This is a genomic window from Streptomyces sp. NPDC055749 (assembly GCF_053617235.1).
Map to the genome: position 1 here is coordinate 202,557 of NZ_JBSHFH010000004.1, position 13,028 is coordinate 215,584.

14 protein-coding genes and 2 pseudogenes are annotated in these 13,028 nt (G+C 66.8%); 9 read left to right on the top strand and 7 right to left on the bottom strand.

The features are described 5' to 3' along the window. Positions 1-343: 343 nt before the first annotated feature. A pseudogene (locus ACWGO0_RS04925) lies at positions 344-679 on the top strand (hypothetical protein); the annotation flags it as partial. A 20-nt stretch (positions 680-699) separates the two neighbouring features. Here ACWGO0_RS04925 and ACWGO0_RS04930 read toward each other — a convergent pair. Further along, positions 700-926 (bottom strand): annotated as a pseudogene (locus ACWGO0_RS04930) (IS5/IS1182 family transposase); the annotation flags it as partial. A 28-nt stretch (positions 927-954) separates the two neighbouring features. Here ACWGO0_RS04930 and ACWGO0_RS04935 point away from each other — a divergent pair. The 6 genes from ACWGO0_RS04935 to ACWGO0_RS04960 all read left to right on the top strand — a co-directional run bounded on the left by ACWGO0_RS04935 (position 955) and on the right by ACWGO0_RS04960 (position 7,179). Further along, on the top strand, positions 955-1,086 hold the full coding sequence (locus tag ACWGO0_RS04935) for a hypothetical protein (RefSeq protein WP_453528037.1): 132 nt from the start codon (positions 955-957) through the stop codon (positions 1,084-1,086). A 297-nt stretch (positions 1,087-1,383) separates the two neighbouring features. Beyond that, on the top strand, positions 1,384-2,022 hold the full coding sequence (locus ACWGO0_RS04940) for a hypothetical protein (protein WP_453528040.1): 639 nt from the start codon (positions 1,384-1,386) through the stop codon (positions 2,020-2,022). A gap of 126 nt (positions 2,023-2,148) precedes the next feature. Further along, positions 2,149-2,889: a TnsA-like heteromeric transposase endonuclease subunit gene (locus ACWGO0_RS04945; RefSeq protein ID WP_453528043.1), complete on the top strand. Its 741-nt coding sequence runs from the start codon at positions 2,149-2,151 to the stop codon at positions 2,887-2,889. A gap of 119 nt (positions 2,890-3,008) precedes the next feature. Further along, complete coding sequence (locus tag ACWGO0_RS04950; protein ID WP_453528144.1) at positions 3,009-5,000, top strand: integrase; 1,992 nt, start codon at positions 3,009-3,011, stop codon at positions 4,998-5,000. Then, positions 4,994-6,058 (top strand): TniB family NTP-binding protein, encoded by a 1,065-nt coding sequence (locus ACWGO0_RS04955; RefSeq protein WP_453528046.1) that lies wholly within the window; start codon positions 4,994-4,996, stop codon positions 6,056-6,058. Before ACWGO0_RS04950 ends, ACWGO0_RS04955 begins: the two co-directional genes overlap by 7 nt. After that, complete coding sequence (locus tag ACWGO0_RS04960) at positions 6,055-7,179, top strand: hypothetical protein (RefSeq protein WP_453528049.1); 1,125 nt, start codon at positions 6,055-6,057, stop codon at positions 7,177-7,179. Before ACWGO0_RS04955 ends, ACWGO0_RS04960 begins: the two co-directional genes overlap by 4 nt. A gap of 316 nt (positions 7,180-7,495) precedes the next feature. Here ACWGO0_RS04960 and ACWGO0_RS04965 read toward each other — a convergent pair whose 3' ends face one another. Then, the gene (locus ACWGO0_RS04965; RefSeq protein WP_453528147.1) at positions 7,496-7,798 is read right to left on the bottom strand and encodes a hypothetical protein; all 303 of its coding nucleotides are present in this window, start codon (positions 7,796-7,798) and stop codon (positions 7,496-7,498) included. Positions 7,799-7,882: 84 nt separating this feature from the next. Here ACWGO0_RS04965 and ACWGO0_RS04970 point away from each other — a divergent pair, with 84 nt between their 5' ends. Next, positions 7,883-8,218 (top strand): hypothetical protein, encoded by a 336-nt coding sequence (locus tag ACWGO0_RS04970; RefSeq protein WP_453528052.1) that lies wholly within the window; start codon positions 7,883-7,885, stop codon positions 8,216-8,218. 50 nt (positions 8,219-8,268) lie between these two features. Then, complete coding sequence (locus ACWGO0_RS04975) at positions 8,269-9,801, top strand: S1 RNA-binding domain-containing protein (RefSeq protein ID WP_453528055.1); 1,533 nt, start codon at positions 8,269-8,271, stop codon at positions 9,799-9,801. 81 nt (positions 9,802-9,882) lie between these two features. Here ACWGO0_RS04975 and ACWGO0_RS04980 read toward each other — a convergent pair whose 3' ends face one another. From ACWGO0_RS04980 to ACWGO0_RS05000, 5 genes are all read right to left on the bottom strand, one after another. Next, positions 9,883-10,503, bottom strand: coding sequence for an SMI1/KNR4 family protein (locus ACWGO0_RS04980; protein ID WP_453528058.1), 621 nt, complete (start codon positions 10,501-10,503; stop codon positions 9,883-9,885). Further along, positions 10,500-11,069, bottom strand: coding sequence for a DUF4240 domain-containing protein (locus ACWGO0_RS04985; protein WP_453528061.1), 570 nt, complete (start codon positions 11,067-11,069; stop codon positions 10,500-10,502). The genes ACWGO0_RS04980 and ACWGO0_RS04985 overlap by 4 nt, the downstream gene beginning before the upstream one ends. Before the next feature lie 199 nt (positions 11,070-11,268). After that, a complete protein-coding gene (locus ACWGO0_RS04990) occupies positions 11,269-11,910 on the bottom strand; it encodes an OmpA family protein (protein WP_453528064.1) in 642 nt (213 codons plus the stop codon). After that, a complete protein-coding gene (locus ACWGO0_RS04995; protein WP_453528067.1) occupies positions 11,907-12,470 on the bottom strand; it encodes a hypothetical protein in 564 nt (187 codons plus the stop codon). Before ACWGO0_RS04995 ends, ACWGO0_RS04990 begins: the two co-directional genes overlap by 4 nt. A gap of 324 nt (positions 12,471-12,794) precedes the next feature. After that, positions 12,795-12,953: a hypothetical protein gene (locus ACWGO0_RS05000; RefSeq protein WP_453528070.1), complete on the bottom strand. Its 159-nt coding sequence runs from the start codon at positions 12,951-12,953 to the stop codon at positions 12,795-12,797. Positions 12,954-13,028 lie beyond the last annotated feature (75 nt).

Below are 13,028 nucleotides of genomic sequence, written 5' to 3' on the forward strand. Positions count from 1 at the left end.
TCGATCATGCCTTGCCCGTCCGCCCCCGCCGGTCGGCTGCGGGACATCCAGAGGCGCATTCCGACACACCACGAAGCGCCGAGAACCCGGAAGACACCTTCCTCAGGGCGAAATGCGGTCGGGCCAACCGGAATACTCAGAGGCCACCTATCGCGTTCAGTCACACGAGATCGTCTGGAAACTGCCGGTGCCGACCGCGTTTGGGTTGATGGTTCTGGGCCGTGCGCGAGGTACTGCTCCGGCTGGAAGAGCTGCTCTCCTGGCGAATCCGGGGATCAAGGTGGAGTCGATGCAGGACGATGGCGAGGTGATCCGAATCGGTGTCAGATGTCAGACGGCCGGGGCTCGGTGGTACGAAGCCGAACTCGCACGGGCCGGAGCGGACCGCAGCTGGGAAGAGCCGGTGGACACCGTCGCCCGGCTGCTTCAGCAGACCCTTGCGGACAGCGGCTGGTTCGAGCCGTGGGGCTGCGTCCTCACGGATGTCTGGCCACGACGCGAGGAGCCCGACATGCCCGAGGAGCTCACCAGCCCCGAGGGGGTCGATGTCAGGTTTCACGAGGTTCAGGCATCGGGGGGGCGTGCATGTTCTTACGAGTACGATTTGTCCACCACTCACGAGCTCAGAGAGGCCACGTCCTCAACGGGGTCCGCCCCTGCGAAGGCACCTTCGCCTTGATCGATTCCTGGGAATGGGTCTCACAAGGTGAGTTGGGCGAGTTTCTTGTACAGGTCAGGTCGGCGGCGAGGCCGAGGAAGGCGAGGAAGTGGCTGCCATTTCGTTCGTACCGGACGGTGAGGCGGCGGAAGCCGAAGAGCCAGGAGATCGACCGCTCGATCTTCCAGCGATGCCGTCCGAGCCGCTCACCCGAATCGATACCGGGGCGGGCGATCGGTGCGACGAGATTCCAGCCGCGGAGCCAGCGAAGGTGCTCTGCGGAGTACCGCTGCGGCATGGTGCTCACCCGCTCCAAGGTCATGCGGACCGCCCGCGACGATCACGGCGACACCTGGCAGGCCCTCCCCCGTGGATCCGTGGAAGGACGCCCTGCCGCCATCACCGGATGGTGGGTGGACGAGAACTGACTTCGCGCAACTGGCCGACTGAAGCGACGTGTGCGCTTCAGTCGGGACGCCCGAAGAATGGGATGTAGATCCGCAAGCCTCGAATTGAGCGCCCAATCATCGATGAGAATGCTCAACTTTCGCTGCGATAGGTCAGCGACGTTGCGGGCATGGCCAGAGCGCGTGAGTGTCCCGTCTCAGGCGATCTGGTCTCTGTCTCAGATGATCTGGACCGATTCGCCCAATGTCTCAGGTGATCTTGTAGGGTCAGGTGCCCGGCTCTCTGGTCTCGCTCGCAGCCTGACTATGGTGGCGGCCGTGGAGACCTCCGACTCGCCCTTGGCGATACGTGCATGCTGGCTCTCGTGGATCGCGGTCCACGGCGCCAGCCAATCTGATCTTGTCGCGCAACTTGGCCTCAGGAACGTACGCGAGACAACCTGGGCGGACGGTGTCGATCTCATCGACGAGGTTGCGCACAGCGGCGAGGAGCGATTCTCAACAGTCGTGATCACCCCAGCAGTCGAGGGATGGACCTTGATCGTTGGGGCGTGGTGCGGGCTCCCCTATCTGACGCGCACCGACCTCGTCACGGACCTGTGTCAACAGCTGAGTTCGGAATTCGGGCGAGCTCAGGCCTACTTCCATAGCGAGCAGAACGACGGCGAGGCGTGGCTGATCGCCGAAGGCGGCGCCGTCATCAGGCGGTGGATCTCCGAATACCCTGAGCTGGCACTGGGCGAGCCTTTTGGCGTCGAGCGCCGCCTTCTGGATGCGTTCGGCATCCCAGGCAAGCCCGAAGACCTCGACCCCGAAGACGACCTGGCCGGCAGTTGGGCGGCTACTTGGGGCGACTGCGACGCGCCGACCGTCGCTGCGGAATCGAGTCTTGATCCCCGGCAGATCGGGCCGGACACCAGTGCATCCGGGATCGTCCTCGTCGCCGACACGGTTTGAGGCAGGTTGTCACCCTTTCGCGTGACGTCTCCGGCTCTCGGCCACGGTGGCCCGCAGGGTGTTCCACCCTCGCAGTGACGGGGGGCTCCCGGCAGGGCGGAGGTGTTCGTGGACGGGGCCGCAGCAGTGGCCGTTGCCCGGGAGTACGCCTCGGGCGTCGAAGTCAGGTTTATTGACGCTGACGGCGTCGAGCGTTCCGGCCCGTTGGCGCGCTGCTGGGCTGAACCCTTCGAACTGGCATTGCCAGTACGGCCGTTCGCCTCGTTCAAGGGCCAGAAGAACTTCACCGGCGAGTACTGGGCTGCGACCTCGCGGACCCAGATGGGCTATGAGTCGTGGGTGGAGAGGGACGCGGCGATGGCGTTGGACTTCGATCCCGCTGTCGTCGCGCTGGCCTCGCAGCCCTTCCGCCTTGCCTGGACGGACGGGGAGCGGGAGCGCGGGCACACCCCGGACTACTTCGCGCGCTTGCTGGACGGCACAGGTGTCGTGGTCGACGTGCGACCGGAGGACCTGGTCGATGAGGCGACCGCCGAGGTCTTCGCGTTCACCGCGCGAGTCTGCGAGGCGGTGGGCTGGCAGTTCCGCCACGTCGGCGATCTGGGCCAGCCCTACCGGGCGAACCTGCGCTGGCTGGCCCGCTACCGACACCGCCGCTGCCATCGCGCGCCGGTGGCCGACCGGCTGCGGCAGGTCTTCACCGATCCACTGCCCCTGCTTGCGGGGGCTGAGCGGGTCGGGGACCGGCTGGCCGTGTTGCCGGTGCTCTACCACCTGCTCTGGCGGCACGAGCTGACGGCGGACCTGACGACGGCCCCACTGGGCACCGCCACCCTGGTGCACTTGGCGTCCCGGGGACGACCGTGACTTCCGCACGACCCGGGCAGCTGCGGCTCGGCGACCGAATCAGATTTCAGAAGCACATCTACACGGTGGTCGGGCTGACCGGGATGCGGGTCCGGCTGGCCGACGTCCACGGGGTCGGCATGCTCGTCGACCAGGTCCACCTGCAGTCCGCAGAGGACTTCACGGTGCTTGGGGCCGGCGACCGCACCGCGCTGGGCTCGGCCGCGCTGCTGGACACGCTGCCCGGGCCGGTGGCCGAGCGCGCTCTGTGGTGGCAGCGGCACCTGGTCGAACTCCTCACCGGCCTGCCGCCCGACACCCCGGCCGGGAGCGGGGTCAAGCCCGAGTACGACCCGGTATGCCGCTCGCTGGCGGAACGTGAGCGGGCGAAGGCGGCCGAGCTGACCGCGCTGGGCGAAGAGGTCACGGCGCGGACGGTGAAGCGCAAGCGCCAGCAGTACGAGGCCGGCGGAATCGCGGCGGTGGTGGACCGCCGGCTCGCCCCGCACGCTTCGCTGCTCGGCCGGGCCGATCCGCGGGTGGTGGCGGCGATCTGCCAGGCGATCAGCGAGAGCGTCTCGGCCTCCACCCGCACGATCGAGTACGCACGCTGGCGGACCGAGCGGATCCTGGACGCCGAACACGGCCAGGGCGCGGTGGGGATGCCGTCGCGGGCCACGTTCTACCGGCTCTTCGACAAGCTGTCGCACGGCGTCCACGTCACCGGATCGGCCCGCACCCGCCGCTCGTTGGCCGATCAGCCCGAGGGGCCGTTCCGCTACGAGTCAGTCGCGGCCCCGGGCGAGCTGATGCAGATCGACTCCACCCCGCTGGACGTGCTGGTGCGGTTGGACGAGGGGATCCCTGGTCGCGTCGAGCTCACCGGACTGGTCGACGTCGCCACCCGCACCATCGCCGCCGCGGTGGTGCGGCCGACCACCAAGTCGGTGGACGCCTCGCTGCTGCTGGCCCGCGCGCTGACCCCGGAGCCGATGCGACCGGGCTGGGTCCAGGCGCTTGCGATGTCCCGCTCGGTGCTGCCGCACCGCAGGCTACTGTCCCTGGACGAGCGCCTCGAACACGCCGCCGCCCGACCGGTGATCATCCCCGAGACGATCGTCTGTGACCGGGGCAAGGCGTTCATCTCGGACAACTTCCGCTCCGCCTGCCGCACCCTGGAAATCACCTTCCAGCCCTGCCACCCACGCTCCCCGGCGGAGAAGCCCCACATCGAACGCACGCTTGAATCAGTGGCCACCCTGTTCTGCCAGTTCATCCCCGGCTATCTCGGCCGCACCGCCGAACACCGCGGCCGAGGGGTGGAGGACGAACCACTCTGGTCGATGCTGGAAATCCAGGAATTTCTGGACGAGTGGCTTGTCGCGAAGTGGCAGAACCGGCCCCACGACGGGCTCCGCGATCCGGGCGTCCCCGGCCGAACCTTCACCCCGAACCAGAAGTACGCCGCGCTGATCGAGAGCGCCGGCTATGTCCCCCTCGCTCTGAGCGGGGACGACTACGTGGAACTGATGCCAGTTACCTGGCGGGCCGTCAACTCCTACGGAATCAAGATCAACAACCGGGTCTACGACTGCCCTGATCTGGCTCCGTTTCGTCGTCAGCCCTCCGGCGTCGCGCGCAAGAGGAACCTGTGGGAGATCCACCGCGACCCCTACGACGCCAGCTGGATCTGGATGCGCCAGCATTGGGAGACCGGCTGGATCCCAGTCCCCTGGAAGCACCTCGGCAGCGTCCCGCAACCCTTCGGTGACCTGGCCTGGGACCACGCGGCAGCCGACCTGCGGAGCAAGGGCAACCCGACGCCCACCGAGGCGGAGACCGCCCAGGCCGTCGCCGAGCTGCTGGTCAGAGCCAACCAGGGGCCGACCGGCCAGAGCGACGGCCCGGCCGCGAAGCCGTCCAAGCGCAACCGGCGTGTCGCCGCCCGGACCCGCGCCGCCTCCGAGAGCCCCGGACCACGCCCGCCGAGGCCAGAGCCGTCGCCAGCCGCCGAGAACGATTGGCCTCTCCCTGCTGACGAGGCCATGGACGACACGGATGACGAGCCGATCGCGAAGGTCATCCCGCTCGGCGTCTTCGACCCCTTCAAGGAGGCAGACAAACGATGGTGACCGCGACCGGACCCATCCCCAGCCAGGATGCGGACCCAGGCCGTCAGCACGGATGGCGACGAGCCGTGGACCGCGAGGACCTGCACCGCTACCTCACCACTCTGGAGGGCTGGCGGGAGTTCACAACCCAGGACCCGGCCCCGCCGGACCTCCTGACTGCGAGCCAACTCGCCGGCCTGGACGACGACGGACGGCTTGACTACGACGATGGCCGGCTCGACTACCACACACGCCTGACCGTGGCCGCGACCTCCACCTTGCGCGCCGTAGTCCACGCCGGCCGGCGCCTGACCCTGCTCAACCGGCACGCGATCAGCGCCCGCCGGGGCCTGATCCTGTCCGGTGCGGCCGGGACCGGAAAGACCACCGCACTCACGCAGTTCGGCAAGACCATCGAGGTCATCGACCGCCGCCAGCACCCGGGCGTCGACCGGATCCCGGTCGTCTACGTCACCGTTCCGCCTGCCGCGACTTCGCGAATGCTGGCCGTCGAGTTCGCTCGTTTTCTCGGCCTGCCCGTCACCACCCGCGCCAACATCACCGACGTCATCGAGGCCGTCTGCGGTGTCCTCATCGACGCGAGAGTGAGCGTCGTGTGTGTCGACGAGTTGCACAACCTCTCGCTCACGACCAGGAACGGGGCTGAGGTCTCCGACACCCTGAAGTACTTTTCCGAGCGGATCCCGGCCACCTTCGTCTATGCCGGAGTGGAGCTGGAGGCGAACGGGATGTTCAACGGCACCCGGGGCCGGCAGATCGCCGGACGCTTCGCGGTCATCGACACCGTCCCCTTCCCCCGCACTCAGGAATGGACCGGCCTGGTCAGCACCTTTGAAGAGGCCCTGCGACTGCACCACCACGAGCCCAAGACCCTGGAGAAACTGGCCAACTACCTCCACCAGCGCACCGGCGGCATGATCGGCAGCCTCTCCCACCTCATCCGCGGTGCCGCCATCGACACCATCCTGGACGGCACCGAGAAGATCACCCGCCAGTCGCTGGAACGCGTCAAACTCGACCGAGCCGCCCAGACCCGCAAGACCAAGCCCGCCTCGTGAACTCCGGCACCGACGCCGGTGACCGCCCCCGCCTACTGCCGGTCCGGCCCCGCCCCAGGGCCGGGGAGACCACAGACTCCTACGTCCGTCGCCTGGCCCGCGCCAACCACCTCAAGCCCAGCTACCTGCGCGGATACCTGGTCGGACCGCCGGACTACGGCCAGGGGAAGCGCCCCAGGGCCGACCGGCTCGCAGCTGTCACCGGGCGTCGGCAAGACGTCCTTGAACGGGCGCTGGTCGACCTTGCTCGACAGAAACGCCCCGAGCCGACTAAGCCCAAGCGTCACGTCACCACCAGCGCCGACAAGCCCGCACTCTTCGCTGCCATCCGGCAAGACGCTGAACAGGGAATCCCGACGATCCGCAGCCTGGCCGATCGACACCGCGTCAGTCCGCACACGGTCCGCCTGGCCCTGGCCTCGCCGACACCACCGCCCCGCAAACAGCGCCCCGCCATCGCAGGCCCGGCCAAGGGTCGAGTTGCACCCGTCATCGACGCCATCCTGGACGAGCACGCCGCCAGACACGCGGGCCAACTCCCCACGGTGAGACTGGTCTGGGAACGGCTGCTGGATGAACACGACGCCGACGTGTCCTACGGCACCGTTCACCGCTACATGTCCGGCCATCCGCTCAAGAACCGGGGCACCATCAGCCAACCCGGAAGCGCGTCTGGCGATCCCCTGAGCGAAGCCCAACGGGGCCTTCACGTTGGGGTGTTCAAGCACTATCAGGATCTCGTGACCGCCGTTCGCAGGGAACCTGCCAGGCACGGACTCGACGGCACCTTCGCCACGGCGACCGCCTTCGTCCTCGGCCTGGACGCCGGAACTTCCGGGAGCATGCTCACCGGCTTCCGGGAATGGCTCGTCGTCCGCCTCAACCGTGACCACAATCTGACCTGGCCCGCTCTGGTCCGCCACCTCGCTCCCAGCGGCTGGATTCACCCACTCACGCCCCGGGCCGACACCGAGGCCGTGATCACTCTCCACCGACTCCTCGCCGAGTTCTTCGATGCGCGAGAGCATCCGGACAGCCTCGCCAGGATTTTCAGGGACTACCAGTCGTGGCTGACCACCCGGCCCTGGTCCGAAACGGCGTCACCGGACCAGATCGGCTGAGGCAACATCCGGCATCGAACCATCCGGGAGTAGATCGCCTGAGATTCCCGGCCGACTGGAGTCTCAATTGATCTGGTCGCCGCAGGTCAAAGCCCTGCCCGCAGCCCAGATCAATTGAGACAGGACAGTGAGGATCGGAGCACGGACGCAACTGGGCCTCACTCGCTTCGTGTGGCGCGCAGCCCGCTCCGTGTAGTGTCTCGCGGCACGCGTCATAGGACGTCGTGCTGACCAGCTGCTTTTCAGGCTGTCTCACGCAGTGGCCGAGCGCTCTTGTCTCAGGACGGGTGGCGATTCCTCACGGCTGCTTCGGGAGTCATGACGGGCGGTCGGCGATCTGCCGACGGGCGGCCTTCCAGACCTCTTCGAATTCCTCGGAGATGAGCGGTAGCGGGTCGTGGCCTTCCCACTCGGAGACGGGCAGTTCGGCGGTGATCCCGAACCTGCTGTCGTACTCGTCGAGATGGCCTGCGTCGGAGGTGCGCTGCCATTCCTCGATGGAGGCCACTGCGATCGGGGTCAGTTCAGGCCCTTCGAGCTCGATCTGTCGGATCACCCAGCCTGCGGCATCGACCTCGAAGTAGAACCAGGTGTCTTCCTCGTCCCAGTAGCAGCGCATCCATGTGGTCACCAGCCAATGGTCCCAGGGAGTGTTCTCCCTGCTCACCGAGGTGTTGTCAGCGCCATGGTGGAGGATCACGCCATGCTGATTGCAACCGACGCGGCTGGGCTCGTGAAGGAGAAGCCTTCGAAGCCGGCGATAGGCAGGATGTTGGCGAACCTCCATCGTGGGAAAGCTCATCTGATCCTGGAGAGCGTGGAGGAGGGCATCGACGGCATCTGGTACATCCAGGTGCTACTGCTTGACGACAACACGTACCAACTCGAGTTCCGGGACGGCGTAGCGGCCGAGCACTATCAGACGCGGACCATCTCCCAGGAGAAGGTCCTGACCGCCTTGCTCGGCTGGGCTGCCGGCAGGACGGACTGGAGGAGCGACTTCATGTGGAACAACATCGGCTCGGAATTCGCGGCCTGAGTGCTTGGCCCTCAGCGCGTAGTGGCATTGCGCAGGGCCGCGTCCGAACCATGCTGGAAGATGGGGGCGTGCTGCCCTACGTCTATCGCGTTACCAAGTACGACCCCGCCGACCGTGATGAACACGGCCACTACACCGGTGCCGAGGACACGGTCAGCGACCACAGCCAGGTCGAGGGTGCCTACCTTCAGGCGATCGAGGCGTTCGCCTCGGACACTGGCATCGAGCGCCTGGCCGTGCGCGAGCCGCACCTCCCGGTGCCCTTCGTGAGCTTCGGGCTGGAGCCACCAATGGACGGCTTCGGGCTGGACGGTCTCTTCCCGACCGGGCCGGATGGTTTTCACGATGGTGCTGAGGTGTCGGTCGGTACCGCGATGGATCTTGTACGGGTCATGCTGCGCGACGGTGGCGTCTGGTGTCGGCTGGAGGTGGAGGACACCTTCGCAGTGCACGTGGGCTGGGACCAGTACATGTACATCGGCAGCAGTCGGCCCTGCGAAACCGCGGTGGCCCGGACCCGCGCGCTCGGGTTGTTCCCGGAGCGGACCGACGCCTCCCCGTACGACTTCGAAGCCGAGGACGAAAACCCCCAGCGGCCGGCCGACGACGAATTCTGGGCCCATCTGCGCTGGTCGATGTATGGGAGCAACTCCAGAGTCCTGGAGGAGCAGTACGCCCACAACTCCGAGCGATGGCACCGCCTCACCCCCGACAACATCGACACGGTCCGCGCCGGGCTCGCTCCCCGAGCCCGGATAGCCATATGGCCGGACCTGTCCTCCGACATCGACGCGGTCCTCGCCACGCTCCCTGCCGAGGGTCACGTCGAGTGTGTCTGGCAGGACAGGGATGGCCGGATGCACAGTGCCAGCGCCGACGAGGACGAGTTCCCGGAGCTGATCGCCCGTCTCTCCGGCGCTTCCGCCGCAATGATCCTGTCCATGTACGCCGACGAACGCGTCCCGCTGCTCGCCGCCGTCCTGCCCGACAGTGACGGAGTGGTACGAGCCCGCTGGGAGATCGACCCCACCCCGAGCACCCGGAAATGGTCCTTCCTCAAGACTCTTCGCCGAGGTGAGATCGTCACCGGCCGGGTGACCCGGATCGCCGATTTCTGGGTCACTTTTGTGGACATCGGCGGCTTCGAGGCGATGATCAATATCCCCGAGCTGTCATGGCGTCCCTTCAACCACCCCTCCGACGTCGTTGCCGTCGGCCAGGAGATCAGCGCCGAAATTCTCGACGTCGACCCGATCCGCGAACGGGTGTCACTGTCACTCAAGGCCCTTCACGAAGACCCGATGCCACTGCTCGCCGGGCAGATCGGCCAGACCATCATCGGCCGCATCACCAAGCTCGTACCGTTCGGCGTGTTCGTTCGCATCGAAGAGAAGGAGAACGGCTTCGAGGGACTGGTGCACAACACCGAACTGGGCGACGGGCACCCGGACCATCCGCAGTTGGCCGTCCACGTCGGCGACGCACTCCCAGTGAAGATCCTGGACATCGACCCGGCCCAGCGCCGCATCACCCTCTCGAACCGGCAAGCGATATCCGCCGGCCAGGACGAACCCGGCGCCTGATACGCACATACCCCCGGAGCCCGACCTCACAGAACGTCGTCATCGCCTGATTCTCACGTTCCTGGCCCACCGCAGGTGCACTCAGTTCAGGTCGTCGAGGTCCTGAGACCACCACCCTCGATCAGCCTGCCAGTCCTGGAGCCAGGACACGAAGTCGACTTCCGCTTCTGCTTCCTCTCCCGCATCGGCATAAGGGGCCGCGCATCCGTCCCCCAGCCACCAGACCCGGCCGCGTTGAGGTCCAGTCACGATGAGTATCCAGAACTCACGGCCGCGGTTGCTGCCCAGGAGGATCGATCCGTGTTGATAGATGCCATGGAGTATGGGCGAGTGCTGGTCGTGGTCGTAGTAGTCGTACTCCCACTGCCATTCCTCCTTGAGGGGGAATGGCACCGCGGGCTTCCGCAGCGCCGTGCCATCGAATGGTTCGGGGCTCAGCCAGCACTCGGCTTCCCAGTGCTGCCAGCTATCGGGGAGATGTCCCAGTGGGAGCAACCCTTGTGGGGAGGAGGGGCCTTCCCGGGTGCCGTTGGAGATTTCCGCGACGAACGTGCGGTATGGCTCTGGCAGTTCAAGGACATGTTCGGCTTCCCATGCCCGAACACCGGTCCAGCCGAGGGGAGGGCGGCGGAGGTCGTGAGGAATGGCGCCGCTGAGGGCAGACATCGCAATGCGGAGTCGCTGCTTGGCGAAGTCTGTCATGGAGTGTCACGGAGGTAGAGGGCAGCGAGCCGCGGGAGTCGACGTCGCATCTCACCGGGGTCATCGAAGTCGAAGTCTTCGCCCATGTCTTCGGACTCTTGTTCAGAACTGTCCCGTGAGGCTCTGTACTCGTCCCATGCCTCGTAGAAGTCCTCTCCATCACCGGTGATGCGCTTGAACGCCTCGCTGGCGGCGTAGTTGACCTCCTCGTAGAAGAGAGCCTCGTCACGGCACACCTCCGCGGCGGCGATCACTGCCGGGTGCTCAGCAAGACTGTCTGGGCAAGCCGCTGCCTTCTCGTACCAGTCGCGGCCCAGCGCGATCAGGCCGGCGCGGAAGTCCATGAAGCTGTCGTCCGAGCAGCCGCCGCCGACGAGGTAGGCGGCGGCCCACACGTCCCATCGGTACACCGCGTCATGCACCTCGTCGAAGCGTTCCTGGTAGCGGAGGATGCCGCCCTTGGTGCGGGCGGCCAGCTCATCAACCAAGGCTTCGGCGAAAGGCCTGTCTGGCCCGCCGGCCGAGCGGGCGGCCTCGATGATGGTCCAGAACTCAGAAGTGTCCATAGGCTGGGCACTCTGCCAATTGGTTCTGACAACGGCTCCTGTTGGGGTTGACGGCCCCACAGTGATCACGGTGGAGGCCAAGGTGAGCCGCCTGAACTGTCAGTCTCAGAACCACGGCATATCTGCCACCGCTTGGCCATCCGCTCTGAGATTCGGCCACGGAATCTGAGACCCCAATCCTCCGTCGACCGACTGCTCCCTACTCCTCCGTGCCCCGCCCGAACGAGATCTCCACCCGTCGGTTCTTCTTCCGGCCCTCCTCGGTGGAGTTGTCCGCGATGGGGTCGTCCTCGCTCTTGCCGGCCACCTCGTAGTTGATCCCGGATGTACCCAGCTCCGCGGCGAGCGCCTTGTGTACGGCCTCGGCGCGCTTCGTGGAGAGGGTCTTGCCGTGGGCGTACGTCCCCAGGTTGTCGGTGAAGCCGCGGACCATGACCTTCCGAGGGCCGTTCTCCCTGATCTCCTCGGCGACCTCGGCGATCCGGGCGTCGGCGCTGCCGCTCAGCTCCGCGCTGTCCTTGGCAAAGAGGACCTCGGACTGAAAGGTCAGCTTGATGTCGGCGTTCGATTCCTCGCGCCCCGAGTCGCCGGACAGGTCTCCGGAGACCGAGAGGATGTCGACCACCACCGGAGGGGCCAGCTCCGCGCCCTTCTCCAGCACCAGGACCTCGGCGTGCGGATCGACCGGGACGGGCGGCGGCTCGGGCGAGGCGCTGGGCGAGGGGTCGGCACGGGCCGCAGGGGCGTCGTACAGACCGACGAAAGTCGTCAGGCATACGGCGGTGAGTGCGCAGACCGCGAGCCGGGCCGCAGCGGTGCGTGCCGTCGTCGCCGGCCTCACTGTGCGACCGTGATCTTGACGGGGGCGGTGCCGAAGGTCGGCATGGCGAAGTCGACCTCCGTGGTGCCCTCCGGAGGTGCCGGGAACTGGACGAAGACCGGGGCCGTGTCGCCGGGCTGGAAGACCGTGTGGAACTGGTTGCACAGGCAGTTGCCCTGAGTGTCCCGCAGCGGGTAGTAGCGCTTCTTGCCCTTGAGGTCCGCCAGGGAGGCACCCGACGAGGAGTAGCCGTTCTTCAGCGACAGATCGTTGCCGCCGGTCCAGAGGTTGGTGTTCAGCGCCACCTTGCCGTCGTTGCGCATCTCGCCGCGGACGGTCACCACACCGCCCTCGTACCGCTGCACGGAGTCGATGGTGAGCACCGCGCCGTTCGCGCCCTTCATCTCCAGACCCTTGCCCTTCGGGTCCGCGGCGGCCGGCTTTTCGGCACCCGGCTTTTCTGCGGCCAGCTTCTTGCCGTCAGGCGCACCACCCGAGTCGCCACCCCCGCACCCGCTCAGTGAAAGCGTTACGACCGCAACGAGGCCGACGGTGGCCACCCTCGACCCGACTCGCGCCATTCCACGCCAACTTCGGTGCCCAAGACCAGTCCGACCCTGTATCCCACGCATCATGCTTCCCCCTCGCTCCCTGTCCACTGCAACGCGTTGCACAGTAGCGCATGCGAACCCTGCGTCCCGGTGATATGCATCGCACACCTGAACCTCCGCAGAAGCCAAAGAGAAGAGCAGCCGGGCGGGCTTGGTCCTCCCGAGCATGGTGCGGGAGCACGAGTAGCGGGCGACTACGAACTACCGGCGAGATATGGCCTCTAGATGGCTTGTCAGCTCGTCGGGGATTTCTCGGCCTTTCGCAGGTTCGGCGATTTCGACGCGGATGCCTCGTCACGGGGACAGGTCGAGATGAGGCACTGAGCTGATGGCCTGCTCTGATTCGGGCGGCAGCCAGGTGACCACGACTGTCCGTGCGACGCCCACGTCCCTCATCGCCCGGGCCCGGTGGTTGCCGTTGGTGTACGTGGCGTTCACACCGAGGTGAGGCACGATGGCGACGCGCCTGTTGTGGGGTCCCCAGGCGCAAACCGGCTGAGAAGGGCAGAAGCGCTGGGCTGGGACGTG